This window comes from Streptosporangium nondiastaticum, from assembly GCF_003011965.1.
Classification (GTDB): Bacteria; Actinomycetota; Actinomycetes; order Streptomycetales; family Streptomycetaceae; genus Streptomyces; species Streptomyces nondiastaticus.
Map to the genome: position 1 here is coordinate 1 of NZ_PXWG01000080.1, position 18717 is coordinate 18717.

General features: G+C 74.1%; 8 protein-coding genes. All 8 read right to left on the reverse strand.

The genetic code is table 11. The features are described from left to right. Positions 1-183, reverse strand: a 183-nt coding sequence (locus tag B7P34_RS37610; RefSeq protein ID WP_223268153.1) for a hypothetical protein, incomplete at its 3' end; no start/stop codon positions are given. A 14-nt stretch (positions 184-197) separates the two neighbouring features. Then, positions 198-2981 carry a helix-turn-helix transcriptional regulator gene (locus tag B7P34_RS23800; RefSeq protein WP_106679606.1) on the reverse strand — a complete coding sequence of 928 codons (2784 nt, stop codon included), beginning with the start codon at positions 2979-2981 and terminating at the stop codon, positions 198-200. Positions 2982-3196: 215 nt separating this feature from the next. After that, complete coding sequence (locus B7P34_RS23805) at positions 3197-3775, reverse strand: LuxR C-terminal-related transcriptional regulator (RefSeq protein ID WP_106679608.1); 579 nt, start codon at positions 3773-3775, stop codon at positions 3197-3199. A gap of 423 nt (positions 3776-4198) precedes the next feature. Then, positions 4199-4426 carry a ferredoxin gene (locus B7P34_RS23810; RefSeq protein ID WP_223268154.1) on the reverse strand — a complete coding sequence of 76 codons (228 nt, stop codon included), beginning with the start codon at positions 4424-4426 and terminating at the stop codon, positions 4199-4201. Positions 4427-4446: 20 nt separating this feature from the next. Beyond that, positions 4447-5661 (reverse strand): cytochrome P450, encoded by a 1215-nt coding sequence (locus B7P34_RS23815; RefSeq protein WP_106679610.1) that lies wholly within the window; start codon positions 5659-5661, stop codon positions 4447-4449. Between the two features lie 404 nt (positions 5662-6065). Continuing rightward, on the reverse strand, positions 6066-7265 hold the full coding sequence (locus B7P34_RS23820) for a cytochrome P450 (RefSeq protein WP_106679612.1): 1200 nt from the start codon (positions 7263-7265) through the stop codon (positions 6066-6068). 63 nt (positions 7266-7328) lie between these two features. Continuing rightward, positions 7329-8585 carry a crotonyl-CoA carboxylase/reductase gene (gene ccrA / locus B7P34_RS23825; RefSeq protein WP_106679613.1) on the reverse strand — a complete coding sequence of 419 codons (1257 nt, stop codon included), beginning with the start codon at positions 8583-8585 and terminating at the stop codon, positions 7329-7331. Between the two features lie 73 nt (positions 8586-8658). After that, on the reverse strand, positions 8659-18702 hold the full coding sequence (locus B7P34_RS23830; protein ID WP_106679615.1) for a type I polyketide synthase: 10044 nt from the start codon (positions 18700-18702) through the stop codon (positions 8659-8661). Positions 18703-18717: the final 15 nt, after the last annotated feature.

The following is an 18717-nucleotide window of genomic DNA, read 5'->3' on the forward strand; positions in this document are numbered from 1 at the left end:
GGTGCTGCGGCCGATGCCGGGCGGGCCGTGCACGCCGGCGACGGCGGGCCGGCCCCGGCGCAGGTTGAGGAGCGCGGCGGTGAGCAGGGCCTCTTCGCGTTCGCGCCCGGCGAGCGGCGAGGGCTCGGCGGGGGCGTCCCCGGGGGTGCGGCGGCCGGGCCGGGGGGCGCTGGTCGGTGGCATGGCCGTCGTCCCGGTCACCGGCCCGTCGCCAGGAGTCCGGAGGGGCGGAGGCCGCCGGGGAGTTCGGAGCGGCCCCGTACGTCGAGCTTCCGGTAGACGTTGGTGAGGTGCATCTCGACGGTGCGGGTGGTGATGAACAGTGCCTCGGCGATCTTCTTGTTGCTGACTCCGTCGCGGGCCAGGGCGGCCACGCGGCGTTCGCTGCCGGTGAGGGAGTCGAGCGGATTGGCGGCGAGCTGCGGCATCCGGCCGCCCGCGGTGACCAGCAGCCGGCGCGCGATGGCGGCGAGCTGGTGGTATCCGCAGTGGGTGGCCCTTTCGATGACGCGGCGCAGGTGGCGGCGGGCGCCGTCGGCGTCGCCGTGGCGCAGCAGTTCGTGGCCGAGCTGGTATTCGGCCTTGGCGAGCTCCAGGCGGGCCGGGGAGGCGGCCAGGGCGTCCACGGAGTCGCGGAGCAGCCGCAGCCGGGCCCGGCCGTCGGCGACGCAGGCGGTGGCGAGCATGCCCAGGCCGAGGGCGCGGGGGGTGCCCCAGCGCTGCAGGCCGGGCCGGGCCTGTTCGATGATCTCGGCGGCCTCGTCGGTCCGGCCGAGGCGGGCGAGGGTGGTGGTGGCGGGCAGCCACCAGGGGGCCAGGAGCGGGTTGGCGACGCCGGCTTCCGCCAGGCTGCGGCCGCACCTGCGCCACACGGCCACGGCGCCTTCCAGGTCGCCGTGTTCGCGCAGGGCCCGGCCCCGGACGTAGAGGTAGTGGTGCCATTCGTAGAGGCGGCGTTCGAGCGCGGCGTCGGTGCGTACGAGGCGGTCCAGGACGAGGCCCGCCTCGGCGGTGCGGCCGGCGGAGAGCAGGGCGCTGCCCAGGGCTATGTGCGCGAGGGGCGCGGGGTCGCCCTGGCCGGACCGTTCGGCGAGCGCGACGGCGGCCCGGGCCTGCCGCAGGGCGCCGGTGATGTCGCCGGCGTTGTGGAGGATGAGGGAGCGGCCGGCCAGCGCCGGGACGCGTACGCGCGCGGCCTGGCGGGCGGAGCCGCCCGAGCAGGAGCGCTCCAGGCCGGCGAGTGCCTCGTCGACGGCGTCGGCCTGGCTGAGGACGGTGGAGGGTCCGAGGACCCACCAGCCCGCCGGGGCGGCCTCCTCCACGCGCAGGGCCTTGCGTGCGAGTGCGGCGGCTTCTCCGGCCGGGCGGCCCTCCAGGCAGGTCATGACGCTCATGGCGGCGAGCAGCTGGCGTTCGGCGGGGCTGTCGCCGCGGGGCAGGGACCAGGTGAGGGACCGTTCGCGGGCGACGGACACGGCCGACGTGTCGTTGACGGCGGTGACCAGGAGGGCCGAGGCGATGGTGGTGCGCAGTTCGCGGTCGGCGGGCCCGGGGTCTGCGCCCAGGCCGGCGTCGAGGTCGTCGAGGACGCGGCCGAGGGTGCGCACGGCGTCGGTCGCCTGGCGGGTGCCGACGGCCGAGAGGCCGTAGTCCGTGGCGATGGTGGCCTTCTCGCGGGCGTCGCCGGCGGCGGCGAGGGCCTTGTGGAGGTGCCACAGGGCGGCGGCCGGTGCGGTGGGGGCGCAGGCCCGCGCCAGTTCGCGGTGGACGTCCTTGCGTTCGGCGGCGGTGAGCCGTGCCGTCAGGGCGCGCCGCAGGCAGCCGACCACGTCCGGACCGGCGGCCCGGCCGGGTGAGGCGGCTATGGCGTCGCGGAGGACGCCGAGCATCCAGGGTTCGTCGATGCGGTCCAGGTGGAGGAGCTGGGCGACGACGTCGGCGGCGGGCCGGCCGGCGTCGTTGAGCAGCCGGGCGGCGCGGGCCCGCAGTTCGCGCACGGCACCGGCGGGCAGGCCGGCCAGGACGGCCCGGCGAAGGGGGTCGCGCATCACCGCTCCCCGCGCTCCGGGGGTGGCGGCCTCGAACCGGCGCAGCACCGTCAGGGCGGTTTCCGCGCGCCGGGCCGGTATGCCCGCGAGCGCGCCCAGCAGGTCGGGGTCGGCGCGGCCGAGGACGGCCAGGGCCGTGGCGACCTGGCGTACGGGGCCGGGCTGGACGGCCAGGAAGTCGGGGATCAGCGAGGCGAGGATGCCGCCGTAGACCGTGCGCAGCCGGCGCAGGCCGCTGCGGTCGGGGCGGATCCCGGCGGTGCGGAGCCCGGCGAGGAGCCGTCCGAGGAGCTGCGGGTTGCCGCCGCAGATCTCCGCGCAGCGCCGCGCGAAGAGCGGGTCCACGGGCCCGCCGAGCGCGCGGTCGATCATCCGGCCGGTGCCGGACTCGCTCACCGGTCCCAGCTCCAGGAGGGTGCAGCGGTCCTGGGCCAGCAGTTCGGCGAGGACGCCCGTGCCGGGGCCGTCGGTCTCCGTGCGCTGGGCGAGGAGCACGAGGAGGGGCTGTGCGGCGACGCGGCGCAGGGCGAAGTCGAGGCAGCGCAGGGACGCTTCGTCGCACCACTGGGCGTCGTCGACGACGATGGCGAGCGGGCCCGCGGCCAGCCGGCGGACGAGGTGGGCGTGGAAGCGGCGGCGGCCGGCGTACGGGTCGGGCGGGGGTGCCGTGGGGTCCGCGGCCCCGGGCGCGGCGGGGCGGGCCGGTGGCGTGCTGCCGGTGAGGGTGCGGACGGTGAAGCCGTCGGCGCGCAGGTGGACGGCGGCGGCGGTCAGCAGGCTGGTCCTGCCGATTCCGGCCGGGCCCCGGACGAGCACGGCCTGTGCGGCTCCGGCGCGGGCCCGGCCCGCACGGCGCAGCACGCTGTTGAGTTCTGCCGAGCGGCCGGCGAGGGTCCGGGAAGACTCATGACGTGTCTCGGGGATGACCGCCACAGTGTTCCTTTCATGAAGCCTGACGCGACCTCAGGGGACGATCGGCGCGTCGGCGGCCGGCCCTGGGGAGGGGCCGGCCTGCAAGATCCAGTCGACATGACAGTAGAAAACGGAAGTGAACATTTCCACCTGTCTTTGAGTCAGAACGCGGACCTTATGGCCGAATTGTCACCTAGGGCGCGAACGAGCGCAGCCCGCGGGCCCCCGGAGGGCGTTCACTTCACGAAGTCGTCCACGACCTCCGGCGGCCAGGTGCCGACCTTGAGTACGCCCATGGAGTAGGCGCGGGAGACCAGCGCGGCGCGGTTGGGCACCTTCAGTTTCCGTAGCAGACAGGTCACGTGGTACTCGACGCCCTGCCGGCTCAGGTAGAGGCGCGAGGCGAGGGGGACGGTGGAGACGCCGGCGGCGATGCCCTCGAGGATGCGCGCGTCCATCGCGGAGAGGATCTTCTTGCGGTTGGTCACCACGCGCGTCCCTTCGGCGTCCCGGGCCGTGGGCATCATGACCAGGATCGCGGTCGTGTCGGGCAGGCCGCCGCGCACCGCGACCGCGGTGAGGGGAACGGTGAACGCCGACTCCTCGCCCGGCCCCACCGCGATGACGGGGGTGACGAAGCGCTGGTGCTTTCCTTCCAGCAGGTGAGAGAACTGGCGCATCAGCGGCTGCTGGACGCTCGGGTGAACCACGTCGCGGAAACTCCGGCCGCATATTTCCTCGGACGAGCCGTTGAACTGCCGGAAGAACTCCTGATTCGCCTGCTGGATCGTCAGGGACTTATCAAGGCTCGCCATGCACAGGCCCGGTGCTGCAGGTGCTGCATTCGACAAGGGAGGAATCCCCTTCAGGAAACTTCATGGAGGTGAAATCAATTGGGAGGCTAGTGAGAAACCGGACCGGCGGTCAACGACCGCCCGGCCGGGCGGGCTTAAGACTGCGGCTCCGCGGCGAAGGTTCGGTACCGAGCCGCAGGCTTCTACGGGGGTTCGGTACGGTCGAAGTCGCGCCAGTGCGCCCGCCGCCTTCGCGCCACGCCCGGGGCGGCTTTTCGCCCTCCATGAACGGGTGATTACCCGGCTGTCACACGCCTGTAAAAAACCACCGGTAACCACTCTCGCACGGGAACCCCGGACCGGTCCGGGCTTTCCGCGGAAACGGACGTGGGGCCCGCGACCGCTCGTACGGTCGCGGGCCCCACGCCTGCCGGCCGGTGCCGCTCAGCCCTCGGAGATCTCGATCGCCTGCACCGGACAGGCCATCGGCACGTCGAGGACGCGCGGGTCCCCGGACCCGTCCTCGTGCCCCGGCACCAGGGCCACCAGCGCGTCGTCGTCCTGCGTGAAGACGCCCGGTGCGGTCATGACGCACTGACCGGAGCCGATGCACCGGTCGCGGTCGATGGTGATGCGCATGGCGCGGTCCGCCTCCCCTGCTTCCGTTCCCACCGCTCCTTCCGCCCGCGCGCTCACCAGGTGACGGGGAGCTCGACCGGGCCCTGGGCGTCGTGACCGGCCTTGATGGGCACCTCGTCCAGCGGGACGGCCAGCCGCAGGCCCGGGATGCGGGCGAAGAGCGTGCCGAGCGCGATCTCGATCTCGGCGCGGGCGAGGTTCTGCCCGAGGCACTGGTGGATGCCGTGGCCGAAGCCGACGTGGTGCTTGGCGCTCCGCCGGATGTCGAACGTGTCGGGGTCCTCGTACGCCTTGGCGTCGCGGTTCATCAGCGAGATGGAGACGACCAGCGCGTCCCCGGCCTTGAGGGTCTCGCCGCCGACCTCGATGTCCTCCTTGACCATCCGCACCATGAAGTCGGAGACCGAGGTGAACCGCAGCAGCTCCTCGACCACGCCCGAGATCGCGGCGGGGTCGCGCAGCAGCACGTCGAGCTGCTCGGGGTGCTGCAGGAGCGTCAGGGCGCCGAGGGCGATCGCGTTGACGCTGGTCTCGTGGCCGGCCACCAGCAGGACCAGCGCGATCATGACCACCTCGTTGTGGTCCAGCGCGCCCTCCTCCAGCTGGCGCGCGATCAGCTCGTCCAGCAGGCCGTCGCCAGGGTCGGCCTGCTTCTTCGCCACCAGCTCGAACAGGTACCCGTACAGCGCGGCGAAGGCCGCGTCGGCCTCCGCCGACGTCGCGGCGCCCACGAAGTCGCGGGAGCGCTCCTCGAAGAAGTCGTGGTCACCGTACGGGACGCCGAGCAGCTCGCAGATCGCCATCGACGGCACGGGCAGGGCGAACGCCGACACCAGGTCCGCGACCGGGCCCTTGGCCAGCATGTCGTCCAGGAGCCGGTCCACGAGGCTCTGGATCATCGGGCGGATGGCGTTCATGCGCTTGACGCCGAAGCTGGGGATCAGCATGCGCCGCTGCCGGGCGTGCAGCGGGTCGTCGACGCCGATCAGCGGGAACGCGAGCCCGCCGCGGTCCTCGGTGCGCTGGACGACGACGGGGAACTCCGGGTGTCCCCAGTCGGAGGACAGCCGGGGGTCGGCGAGCAGCGCCCGTCCCTCGGCGTGCCCGGTCACCAGCCACGCCTCCCGGCCGTCGACGAGCGTGACCCGGCTCAGCGGGCTGTCGCCCCGCCAGTCCGCGTAGGCCTGCGGCGGCTGGTACGGGCACTTCCGGTCCAGGGGGAAGGACGGGGCCGGCGACCCGGTGGGACGGATTTCGGTCTCGGTCATGTCGCGCCTTTCAAAACGATCGGCAGTGCCGTCATCAATAAGGGAACGGATACGAGGGCGTGGAATTGACGGGGAGGCGGGAGGGCTTCAGAAAGGGTTGCGCAAAAGGGAATTCAGTCCGCCGGCAGGAGAGGCGTTGAGGCATTCGGGAAAATGCATTCGGGAACGGTCCTCATGACGGTGAGGCGTTGGCCGTGGGGGTGGCCAACGCCGGAGCGGCGGCAGCCGCCGTGAGGGTCGCGGCAGCACGGACACCGGCATGCGGAATCTCCATGTCCGGAGGCTATGCGCCCTGCAGTAGGGCAACCCCTAGTGTTCGGCTCCGCGCTGCGGGAACGCGGTGAGCAGCGCCCGCGGGAACGCGGGCGCTGCTCACCTGTGGGGGGTTCACCGTGGCGTGGGGGTCACCAGGTGACGGGCAGCTCGTGCACGCCGTAGAAGACCATGTCGGTGCGGAAGCGGAGCTCCTCGACCGGCTTGGCCAGGCGCAGGGTCGGGAAGCGGCGGAACAGGGACTCGAAGACGATCTGCAGCTCGATGCGGGCGAGCTGCTGGCCTATGCACTGGTGGGCGCCGAAGCCGAAGGCCAGGTGCGGCGCGGGGCGGCGGGTGATGTCGAAGCGCTCCGGCTCCTCCACGAAGGCGGGGTCGAAGTCGGCGGCCAGGACGTGCGCGACGACCTGCTCGCCCTTGGCGATGCGCACGCCGCCGAGCTCCACGTCCTCGGTGGCGACGCGCTCGCCGCCGAACTGGCCGATGGTGAGGTAGCGCAGCAGCTCCTCGACGGCGTTGCCGACCAGCGACGGGTCCTCGCGGAGCAGGGCCAGCTGGTCGGGGCGGTCCAGGAGGAGCGCCGCGCCGAGGCCGATCATGCAGGCGGTGGTGTCGTGGGCCGCGATCAGCAGGGTGCCGGCCGCGTTCATGAGGAACATGTCGTCGACGACGCCGTCGGGGTCCTCGGTGGTGATGAGCGCCGAGATCAGGTCGTCGCCGGGGTTGGCCTTGCGCTCCTGGACGAGCTGGTAGAGCAGCCCGCCCAGGCGCATGCCTGCGGCCTCGGTGGCGGCGACGTCCTGGTCGACGCGCATCATCGCCTCGGCGATCTCCTGGAACTCCGGCCGCCGCTCGACGGGGACGCCGAACAGGTCGGAGATCACCATGGACGGCACCGGGTTGGCGAAGGCCTTCACGAGGTCGACCGGGCCGCCCTGGGCCTCGATGGCGTCGAGGTGCTCGTCGACGATGCGCTGGATGTTCGGCCGGAGCGCCTGCATGCGCCGGACGGTGAACTCCTTGGCGAGCAGCTTGCGGTCGGCGCCGTGGTCGGGCTCGTCCTGCCAGAGCAGGCTGCCGCGGCCGGGCTTCTGGGTGACGACGCCGTCCTGGGTGTGCAGCGCGTGGGGCACCTGGACGCTGAACGCCGGGTCGCGCAGCAGGGCGCGCACCTGCTCGTAGCCGGTCACCAGCCACGCCTCGTGGCCGCTGGTGAAGGTGGCCCGGGTCACCGGGGCCTCGGCCCGGATGCCGGCGAGGCCGTCCGGCGGCAGGAACGGGCAGGTGCGGGCCTTGGGTACGGCGGGCGCGCCGGCGGTGGGCTGGGACATGACTCTCCTTGCGCTTGCTGGGTGGAGGAGGAGGGGTGAGCGGCCGGGGCCGGACGGGAGGGGTCAGGCGGCGGGGAGTGCGAGGGTCGTCTCGCCGCGCCGGGGCGCGTTCACGAGGACGGCCATGTTCCCGGAGGGGTGCACGTTGTCGTGCATCATCTGGTGCATGCGGCCGATGTCCTCGAAGCCCTCGCAGGCGGACAGGCAGGGGTCGAGCATGCCGGCGCCGACGAGGCTGATGACCTCGCGGCACTCGCGGGTGTTGGCGTAGTGCGAGCCCTGGAGGCGCTTGGAGCGCATCCACAGGTGGCGCAGGTCGACGTCGCCGTTGTAGCCGGAGGTGCCGCCGCAGATGACGACCATGCCGGCGTTGTCGCACAGGTACATCGAGGTCGGCAGGGTGTCCTGGCCGCTGTGCTCCAGCACGATCCGCGGGGACTTGCGCTCGCCGAGGATCTCCCAGATCTTCTTGCCGACGCCGCGGGCGCCGCGCAGGAACTTCGCCGACCCTTCGGCGTCCCCGACGTCGGGCAGCCGGCCCCAGTGGTCGAAGTCGCGGCGGTTGATGGTGCCCTCCGCCCCGAGGTTGCGGCAGTACGCGGCGCGGTCCTCGTCGGAGACCACGGCGATCGGGATGCCGCCGGCCAGCCGGACGATCTGGATGGCCATCGAGCCGAGGCCGCCCGCCCCGCCCCAGATGAGGACGGGGTCGCCGGGGCGGACGGTGTTGCCTTGCCAGCCCAGGAGCTGCCGGTAGGCGGTGGGGCCGGTGAGCAGGAAGGCCGCCGACTTCTCCCACGACAGGTGGGCGGGCTTGGGGTGGCACTGGTACTCGTCGACGCGGCAGAACTGGGCGAAGGAGCCGAAGTTGGTCTCGTAGCCCCAGGCCTTGATGCTCTCGGAGACCAGGGGGTCGGTGCCCATCCGGATGTCCTCGGCGGTCTCGTCCCACTGGCCGCTGGTGAGCAGCACGTGGTCGCCGACCTTGACGTTGCGGACGCCTTCGCCGACGGCCCAGACGACGCCGGAGGCCTCGGAGCCGCCGATGTGGAAGTCCTCGGTCTCGCCCTGGCGCTGCCGCATCCCGATGACGTCGACCGGCGTGCCGAGCGAGGACCACACGTTGTTGTAGTTGATGCCGGCGGCCATCACGTAGACCAGCACCTGGCCCCGGCCCACGGCGGGGGTGTCGACGACCTCGGTGCGGAACGCCTGCTTCGGCTCGCCGAAGCGGTCCTGGCGGATCACCGACGCGTACATCTGCGGCGGGACCACGCCGAGCGGCGGGGTCTCACCGATCTCGTAGAGCGCCTTCGTCATGTCTCTCTCCCACATCTGCTGTGTGCTGCGCTGCTGTTGGTGTCCGTGATCCGCCGGGCGGGCGAGCCCTCGATCACTTCTGACGGGGCGTGTCGATGTCGATGCCAGCCAGCCAGGAACGCACCGCTTCGGCGGTGGTGGCGGCGTGGTCCTCCATCATCGAGTAGTGGTTTCCGGCCACTTCGACGGTCGTGCCCACGTGCTCGGGCGGTGCCGCGCGGCCGTCGCCGTCCGCGGCGCCGGCCAGCATGGGCTCGCTCGCCCGGACGAGCAGGGTCGGCGCGGCGATCTCCGGCGCGGCCCAGTCGTCGAACAGGTGCATGTAGCGGCCCATGGCGGTGAGCTGTTCGCCGCCGGACCTCATGAAGTCCAGGCGCTGCGACTGCGCTTGGGCCATGGCGTTGAGCACCTGGTGGTCGAAGGGGATCTCGCGGCTGAAGCTGTCGACCATCACCACGGCCGCGGGCCGCTCGCCCATGGCTTCCAGGTGGGCGGCCACGCCGTGGGCGATCCAGCCGCCCGAGGAGTAGCCGAGCAGGACGACGGGCTTGCCGCCGGCGCATTCGCGCACGGTCCGCGCGTGCAGGCCGAGTACGGCGTCCACGTCGGACGGGACGGGCTCGCCCTTCTCGTAGCCGGGGTGGGTCAGTGCCCACATGTCCAGCCGGTCGCGGAAGGGTGCGGCGAACCGGGCGTACTGGTGCGCTCCGGCCGGTACGACGTACGGCGAGAAGCACATCAGGGCGAAGGGGCCGTCGCCTTGCGAGAACCGCACCGGGGCGGGCGGCTCGGCCAGTTCACCGGGCTGTTCGAAGGAGGGCCGGAAGCGGGCCGCCTCCATCAGCATCCCCATGGCCTCGGCGGCCGTGCCGTTCTCGCTCGCGTGCTGGTAGAGCTGCACCAGCATGTCGGCGGGCCGGTCTTCTTCCGCGGCGTCGCGGGCGGCGCCCGACAGCTGCGTGAGCAGGTGCTTGGCGAGCTTCGCGGGCGTGGGGTGGTCGAAGGCCAGTCCGGCGGGCAGCCTGAGCCCGGTGGCCGCGGACAGGCGCCGGCGCAGGTCGATCGCGGTGAGCGAGTCGAAGCCGAGCTCCAGGAACTGTGCGGTGGGCGGCACGTCCTCGGCGGAGGCGTGGCCGAGGACGACGGCGCTCTGGGAGCGGATGTGCTCCAGCAGCCGCTCCTCCCGCTCGGCGGGTGCGAGCCCGGCGAGTTCGGCGGCCAGGCCCGCTTCGGCACCGGTCTCCTCGTCGGCGGCCTCTTCGGCCTCCAGGAGCCTTTGTACGTCCGGCAGGTCGGCCAGCAGCGGGCTGGGGCGTCCCACGGTGAAGGCGGGCAGGAACTTCTCCCAGTCGATCGGGGCGACGGTCAGGGCCGCCTCGTCGTGCTCGACGGCCTGGTGCAGGGCGGAGATGGCGAGCTCGGGGGCCATGAAGCCCAGGCCCCGCTTCTCGCCGCGCTCCTGGACGGCGTCGTCGACCATGCCGCCGCCGGCCCAGCCGCCCCAGGCGACGGAGGTCGCGGTCAGGCCGCGGGCCCGCCGGCGCAGTGCCAGGGCGTCGAGGTAGGCGTTGGCGGAGGCGTAGGAGGCCTGGCCGCCGCTGCCCCAGACGCCGGCGCCGGAGGCGAAGAGGACGAAGGCGTCCAGCTCGCGGCCGTCGAGCAGTTCGTCGAGGTGGGCGGCGCCGGTGACCTTGGAGGCCGCGGCCTCGGCGAACTCGTCGAGGCCGGCGTGGGTCAGCACGGACGAGCGTGCCGTGCCGGCGGCGTGCAGCACCGCGGTGAGCGGGTGCCGGTCCTCGATGCCGGCGAGCAGCCGCGCGACGGCGTCGCGGTCGGCGATGTCGCAGGCGGCGATGGTGACTTCGGCTCCGAGGGCGGTCAGCTCCTCGTGCAGTTCCCGCGCCCCGGGGGCGTCGGGCCCGCTCCTGCTGGTGAGCACGAGGTGCCGGGCTCCCGCGCCGGCCAGCCAGCGGGCGAGGTGGCGGCCGACGCCGCCGGTCCCGCCGGTGACCAGGACGGTGCCGCGGGGCCGCCACGGCGTGGCGGGCTCGGCGTCCGCGGGCCGCGCCCGGACCATGCGGCGGCCGAAGACGCCGTCGGCGCGGACGGCGAGCTGGTCCTCGTCGTGCTGGGCCAGCACTCCGGCCAGGCGGCGCAGGGCGTGCTCGTCGAGCTCCTCGGGCAGGTCGACCAGGCCTCCCCAGCGGCGGGGCAGTTCCAGCGCGGCGACGATGCCGAGGCCCCACAGCTGTGCCTGGTCGGCGTCGCGCAGCGGGTCGGAGGGGCCGGTGGAGACGGCCCCGCGGGTCGCGCACCACAGGGGTGCCTGGACGTCCAGGTCGCCCAGCGCCTGGACCAGGGTCACGGTCGCGGCGAGGCTCGCGGACAGCGTCGGGTGGCCGGGGTGGCGGCCGGGGGCGAGGCCGAGCATCGAGAGGACTCCGGCGGGCTGTTCGGTGCCGAGTTCCTCCGCGAGCCGGTTCGCCACGTCCGCGCGGTCGCAGTCGACGGGGAGTTCGACGACCCGCACCTTGGCGCCGTGGGCGCCGAGCACGCCGACGACGCAGGGCGCCCATTCCTCGTCGGCCAGGCCGGCGGGGAGGACGGCGAGCCACAGGCCGTCGAGGCCGGGAGCCGGGTGGTCGGTCAGCTGCCGGAAGGAGACGCGGTAGCGCCAGCCGTCCACCGTGGACTTCTCGCGGCTGCGCCGGCGCCACGCGGACAGCACGGGCAGCGCCGGGCCGATGAGGGCGGCGTCGTCCGCCCCGAGCTCACCGGTGAGCCCGGGCAGGTCGGTGTTCTCCACCAGCTCCCAGAAGCGGGCCTCGACCGGGTCGGCGCCCGCGGGTGCCTGGTCCGCGTCCTCCAGCCAGTACCGCTGGCGTTGGAACGCGTACGTGGGCAGGTCCACGCGGGGTGCGGGATGCCCGGCGAAGGGGACCTCCCAGTCCACGTGCACGCCGTTGACGTGCAGTTCGGACACGGAGCGCAGGAAGCGGTCCATGCCGCCCTGGTCCCTGCGCAGCGAGGCCCCTGCCACGGCGTCGGCACCGGCCTCGTCGGCGATGTCCTGCACGGCGCCGGTGAGCAGCGGGTGCGGGCTGCACTCGACGAACACGCCGTGGCCGTCCTCCAGCAGGGTCCGTACGGTCGGCTCGAACTCCACCGTGCGGCGGGCGTTGCGGTACCAGTACTCGGCGTCCAGGCCGGCGGTGTCCAGCACCGTGCCGGTCACCGTGGAGTAGAAGGGGACGTCCGCCGTGCGCGGCGCGACCGGGGCCAGCAGCTCCAGCATCTCGTCGCGCAGGTCCTCGACCTGGGCGGAGTGGCCGGCGCCGGTGGCGCCGCGGACCTTGCGCACGCGCACGCCCTCGGCCTCGAGCTCCGCCAGGAGTTCGTCGACCGCGCCGGGCTCCCCGGAGACGGTCAGGGCGGCGGGCCCGTTGACGGCGGCGACCGACAGCCGGTCGCCGTACTTCTCCAGCCGCGCGCGGGCCCGGTCGGCGGGCATGGCGACCGCCAGCATCGCGCCCTTGCCGATCAGCTTGGTCAGCGCGCGGCTGCGCAGGGCCACGATCCGGGCCGCGTCGTCCAGGGTCAGGGCGCCCGCGACGTACGCGGCGGCGACCTCGCCCTGCGAGTGGCCGACGACGGCGGCCGGCGTCACGCCGTGGGAGCGCCACAGGGCGGCCAGCGACACCATCACCGTGAACAGCGCGGGCTGGGCGACCTCCACCTCGGCCATGCCCGGCGCGCCCGGCTCGGCGCGCAGGACGTCGAGCAGCGGCCACTCCAGGTAGGGGGCGAACGCCTCGGCACAGGCCTTCGCCTGCCCGGCGAAGACCGGGGAGGTCTCCAGCAGTTCCTTCGCCATCTCCGTCCACTGCGAGCCGTGGCCGGGGAAGACGAAGGCGACCTTGCCGGAGGCGGTGGCGGCGCCCTGGACCACGTGGTCCGCGGGTTCGCCGTCGGCGAGCGCCGCGAGTCCGGCCCGCAGCTCGTGCCGGTCGCGGCCGACGACCACGGCCCGCTGCTCCAGCTGCGTCCGCGTGGTGACGAGGGCGCGGCCGACGCCGGGCAGGGAGAGGCCTTCGGTGCGGTCGAGGTGGTTCAGCAGCCGGCGGGCCTGCTCGCGCAGGGAGCGCGCGGTCTTCGCGGACAGCGCCCACGGGAAGGCGTCCGCGGCCCGGGCGGCGGTGGCGTCCGGGGTCACGGGGGCCTGCTCGTCCTCGGTGGCGGTCGTGCTCTCCGGGGCCTGCTCGATGATGGTGTGGACGTTGGTGCCGCTCATGCCGAACGAGGAGACGGCCGCGCGCCGGGGCCTGCCCCGGTCGGGCCAGGCGGTCTGCTCGGTCAGCAGGCGTACGGTGCCGCCGGACCAGTCGACATCCGGGGTCGGCTCCTCGACGTGCAGGGTCTGCGGCAGGACGCCGTTGCGGATGGCCATGACCATCTTGATGACGCCGCCGACGCCCGCGGCCGCCTGGGAGTGGCCGATGTTGGACTTCAGCGAGCCGAGCCACAGCGGCCGGTCGCCGGCGCGCTCCTTGCCGTAGGTGGCCAGCAGCGCCTGTGCCTCGATGGGGTCGCCGAGCCGGGTGCCGGTGCCGTGGGCCTCCACGGCGTCGACCTCGTCCGGGGCGAGCCGGGCGTTGGCCAGGGCCTGCCGGATCACCTGCTGCTGGGCCTTGCCGCTGGGGGCGGTCAGGCCGTTGGAGGCACCGTCCTGGTTGACCGCGCTGCCGCGGACGACGGCCAGGACCTCGTGCCCGTTGCGGCGCGCGTCGGACAGCCGCTCGACCAGGACCAGGCCCACGCCCTCGGCGAAGCCGGTGCCGTCGGCGGACGAGGAGAACGCCTTGCAGCGGCCGTCGGCGGACAGCGCGCGCTGCCGGCTCGACATCGTGAACGCGGACGGTCCGGCCATCACCATCACGCCGCCGGCCAGGGCCATCGAGCACTCGCCGTTGCGCAGCGCCTGCACCGCGAGGTGGAGTGCGGTCAGCGAGGACGAGCAGGCGGTGTCGACGGTGACGGACGGGCCCTGCAGGCCGAAGGTGTAGGAGAGCCGGCCGGTGATCACGCTGGCGGCGTTGCCGCTGGGGATGTAGCCCTCGACGCCGTCGGGCACCTTGAGCGGGCGGGCGGTGTAGTCCTGGTAGCCGGAGCCGACGAACACGCCCGTGTCGGTGGAGCGCACCGCGTGCGGGGCGATCCCGGCGCGTTCGAAGGCCTCCCAGGCGGTCTCCAGCAGCAGGCGCTGCTGGGGGTCCATGGCGACGGCCTCGCGCGGGCTGATCCCGAAGACGGCGGGGTCGAACTCGTCGGCGTCGTGGAGGAATCCGCCGTGGGTGGTGTACGTGGTGCCCTGGTGGTCGGGGTCGGGGTGGTAGAGCGCCTCGACGTCCCAGCCGCGGTTGCCGGGGAAGCGGGAGATCGCGTCGCGGCCGGAGGCGACCAGCTCCCACAGGTCCTCGGGGGAGCGCACGCCGCCGGGGTAGCGGCAGGCCATCCCGACGATGGCGATGGGCTCGTCCAGGATCGCGGCGGCGGCCGAGGCCGTGGCCTGCGGGTCCTGGCCGCCGGTGAGTTCGGCGAGCAGGTGGGCGGCGAGGTCCGCGGCCGTGGGGTGGTCGAAGACCAGGGTCGTGGGCAGGGCGAGGCCGGTCGCCTCGTTGACGCGGTTGCGGAGCTCCACGGCGGTCAGGGAGTCGAAGCCGAGGTCCCGGAAGGGCCGGTCGGCCTCGACCGCGCCCGCCCCGCGGTGGCCGAGGACGGCGGCGGCGTGCGTGCGCACGAGGTCCACGAGGGCGCGTTCCCGGTCCTCGTGCGACAGCCCGGCCAGGCTTTCGGCGAGCGCACCCGTGCCGCGGCCCGCCTCGGCGGTGTCTTCGGCGAGCGTGGCGCGCACCTCGGGGAGGTCGCCGAGCAGCGGGCTGGGGCGGCCGAGGGTGAACGGCACGATGAAGCGCGACCAGTCCACGTCGGCGACGGTCAGCAGGGTCTCGTCGCGGTCGAGGGCGCGCTGCAGGGCGGTGATCGCCGATGCGGGCGTCATCGCGCGGAGTCCGCGGCGGCGCAGCCGCTCCTCGTCGTCCCCGTCCTCGACCATGCCCCCGTCGGCCCAGGGGCCCCAGGAGACGGCGGTCGCGGTGAGGCCGCGGTCGCGGCGCTGCCGTGCGAGGCCGTCGAGGAAGGCGTTGCCGGCCGCGTAGGCGGCCTGGCCGCCGCTGCCCCAGACGCCGGAGATGGAGGAGAAGAGGACGAAGGCGTCCAGCTCCTGGTCGCCCAGCAGCTCGTCCAGGTGGGCCGCGCCGCCGGCCTTCGCGGCGAGGGCGGCGGCGAAGGCGGCCGGGGTGGTGTCGTCCAGCATGCCGGCGTCGGCGACTCCGGCCGTGTGCACGACGGCGGTGAAGGTGTGCTCGGCGAGCAGGGCCGCGACGGCGTCGCGGTCGGCCACGTCGCACGCGGCGAGCGTGACGCGGGCGCCGAGGGCCTCCAGTTCGGCTTGCAGCGCGGCGGCGCCCGGGGCGTCCGCGCCCCGGCGACTGGTGAGGACGAGGTGCTCAGCGCCGTTGCGCGCCAGCCAGCGGGCGACGTGGCCGCCCAGCGCTCCGGTGCCGCCGGTGATCAGAACGGTGCCGCGGGGCTGCCAGTGGGCGGTGGCCGGGCGGGCCGGTGCGTGGGCGAGGCGCCGGGCGAAGACGCCGGAGGCGCGGACGGCGAGCTGGTCCTCCTCCCACTTGCCGGCCCGTACCTGTCCCAGGACATCGGCGAGGCGCGCGGCGGCCCGCTCGTCGAGGGTCTCCGGCAGGTCGATCAGGCCGCCCCAGCGGCGGGGCAGTTCGAGGGCGGCGGTCCGGCCCAGGCCCCAGACCTGGGCGTGCCGCGCGTCGCGTACGGAGTCGGAGCCGCTCACGGCCACCGCGCCCGAGGTGAGGCACCACAGCGGGGCGTCGACGCCCGCGTCGCCCAGGGCCTGGACGAGCAGCAGGGTGGGCAGCACGGGGGCGCCGGTGAGGAGCAGGGACAGCACGCCGTCGACCGGTCCGCGCACGGCCAGTTCCCCGGCCAGCCCGGCTCGGTCGCTCGCCGCGCCGACGACCAGGGTCCTCAGTTCGGCGCCGCGCGCGGTGAGCGCGGCGCGGACCGCGGCGATCTGCCCGGTCTCCTCCTCCGGCACGGCCAGCAGCCAGGTGCCGCCGGGGCCGGCCGGAGCGGGCTCGCTCAGGCGCTTCCACGCCTCGCGGTAGCGCCGGTCGTCGGCGGCGGACCGCTCCTTGCGCTGCCGCCGCCACGACGACAGCCTCGGCAGCACGTCGCTGAACGCGTCCTCGGCGGCGATGTCCAGGGTCTCGGCGAGGGCCTGCAGATCCTCGCGCTCCACGGTCTCCCAGAACTCCGCGTCCACCGGGTCCGCCGCCGCGTCGGCGGCGGCGTGCTCCGGCGTCTCCACCCAGTACCGCTCGTGCTGGAACGCGTACGTCGGCAGATCGGTCTTCCGCGCGCCGGAGAAGAAGACGCTCCAGTCCACCGCGACACCGTGGGTGTGCAGGTCCGCGAGGGCCGTGACGAGGGCCTGCCGCTCGGGGCGGTCCGCGCGCAGCACCGGCACCGTGACGGCGCCGTCGACGCAGCCCTGTGCCATGCCGCTCAGGACGCCGCCGGGGCCGATCTCGACGAAGGTGGTGACGCCCAGGTCGCTGAGGGTCCGGACGCCGTCGGCGAAGCGCACGGCCTCGCGGACGTGGCGGACCCAGTACTCGGCGGTGTACGCCTCGACGAGCTCACCCGTGACGTTGGAGACGACCGGGAGCTGGGGCTCCTCGAAGGTCAGCCCGCGCACGACCTGCGCGAACTCCTCCAGCATCGGGTCCATCAGGGGCGAGTGGAACGCGTGGCTGACCTTCAGCCGGGACGTCTTGCGGCCCTGCTGCTTGAAGAGCTCGGCGATCGCCAGGGCCGCGGTCTCGTCGCCGGAGACCACCACCGACGAGGGGCCGTTGATCGCGGCGAGGCTCACGCCGTCGGTGAGGTGCGGCAGGACCTCCTCTTCGGTGGCCTGCACGGCGACCATCGCCCCGCCGGCCGGCAGCGCCTGCATCAGCGCGGCGCGGGCGGAGACCAGCTTCGCGGCGTCGTCGAGCGACAGCGCGCCGGCCACGTGCGCGGCGGCGATCTCGCCCACGGAGTGGCCGACCACGAAGTCCGGCCGGACCCCCCAGGATGCGAGGAGGCGGTACAGCGCCACCTCTGTCGCGAAGAGGGCGGGCTGGGTGCACCCCGTCTGGTGAAGCGTTTCCGCATCGACGTCGACCGGCGCGTCCAGACGCGCGCACACCTCGTCGTACGCGTCGGCGAACACGGGGAACGCCTCGTACAGCTCACGGCCCATGCCGATGCGCTGCGAACCCTGGCCCGAGAACAGGAACCCGGTCTTACCGCCGGCGGGGCGGCCCAGCAGCACACCGGGCGACGGGGTGCCGGAGGCCAGGTCGCGCAGGCCGTGGAGGAGTTCCTCACGGGTCTCCCCCACCACCGCGGCCCGGTGACGCAGGGCCGCCCGGGTCGTGGCCAGCGACAATCCGACGTCCGCCGGCGATGCGTCACCGCCGGCGACGGACAGCAGCCGGGCCGCCTGGGCCCGCAGCGCCTCATCGCTCTTGGCGGAGAGCACCCAGGCCAGGGGACCGTCGGCGGGTGCCCCTGCGGGCTCCTCGTCGAGGGCCGGGGCCTGCTCGATGATGGTGTGGGCGTTGGTGCCGCTGACGCCGAAGGACGACACGGCGGCACGGCGCGGGTGGTCCGACTCCGGCCAGTCCATGGCCTCGGTCAGCAGCCGGACGTCGCCCGCGGACCAGTCCACGTGCGGCGTCGGCTCGTCGACGTGCAGCGTCTGCGGGAGCACGCCGTGGCGCATCGCCATGACCATCTTGATGATGCCGCCGACACCGGCCGCGGCCTGCGAGTGACCGATGTTCGACTTCAGCGAGCCCAGCCACAGCGGCCGGCCCTCCGGCCGCTCCCGGCCGTACGTCGCGAGCAGCGCCTGCGCCTCGATGGGGTCACCGAGCCGCGTGCCCGTGCCGTGCGCCTCCACGACGTCGACCTGGGCCGGGGACAGGCCGGCCGAGGCCAGGGCCTGGCGGATGACCCGCTGCTGCGCGGGGCCGTTGGGCGCCGTCAGGCCGTTGGACGCGCCGTCCTGGTTCACGGCGCTGCCGCGGACGACGGCCAGCACCTGGTGGCTGTTGCGGCGGGCGTCGGACAGCCGCTCCACCAGGATCATGCCGACGCCCTCGGCCCAGCCGGTGCCGTCGGCCCCGGCGGCGAACGGCTTGCACCGCCCGTCCGGGGCCAGCCCGCGCTGGCGGCTGAACTCCACGAACGCGGTGGGCGTGGTCATCACCTGCACACCGCCGGCCAGCGCCAGCGAGCACTCGCCGCTGCGCAGCGCCTGGATCGCCCAGTGCAGGGCCACCAGCGACGACGAGCACGCCGTGTCGACCGTGACCGCCGGGCCCTCCAGGCCGAAGGTGTAGGCGATGCGCCCGGACATCACGCTGGCGGAGTTGCCGGTGCCGACGTGGCCGTCGGACGCGTCGCCGGCCACCCCGAGCAGCAGGTTGACGTAGTCCTGGTAGCCGGAGCCGACGAACACGCCGGTGCGGCTGCCCCGCACCGACTCCGCGTCGATGCCGGCCCGCTCGAACGTCTCCCACGTGGTCTCCAGCAGCAGCCGCTGCTGCGGGTCCATCGCCACGGCCTCGCGCGGGCTGATCCCGAAGAACCCGGGGTCGAACTCCCCCGCCTCGTACAGGAATCCGCCGTGCCGCGCGTACGTCTTCCCCGGCGTCTCCGGGTCCGGGTCGTAGACGTCCTCCACGTCCCAGCCGCGGTCCGCCGGGAACTCCCCGACCGCGTCGCCGCCGGAGGCCACCAGCTCCCACAGGTCCTCCGGCGACCGCACCCCGCCGGGATACCGGCACGCCATGCCGACGATCGCGATGGGTTCCTGGTCCTTCTCCTCGACCTCGCGAAGGCGCTCCCGGACCTGGCGAAGGTCCCCGGTGACGCGCTTGAGATACTCGAGAAGCCTGTCTTCGTTGCTGCTCATCCGCCCCATCCGTCC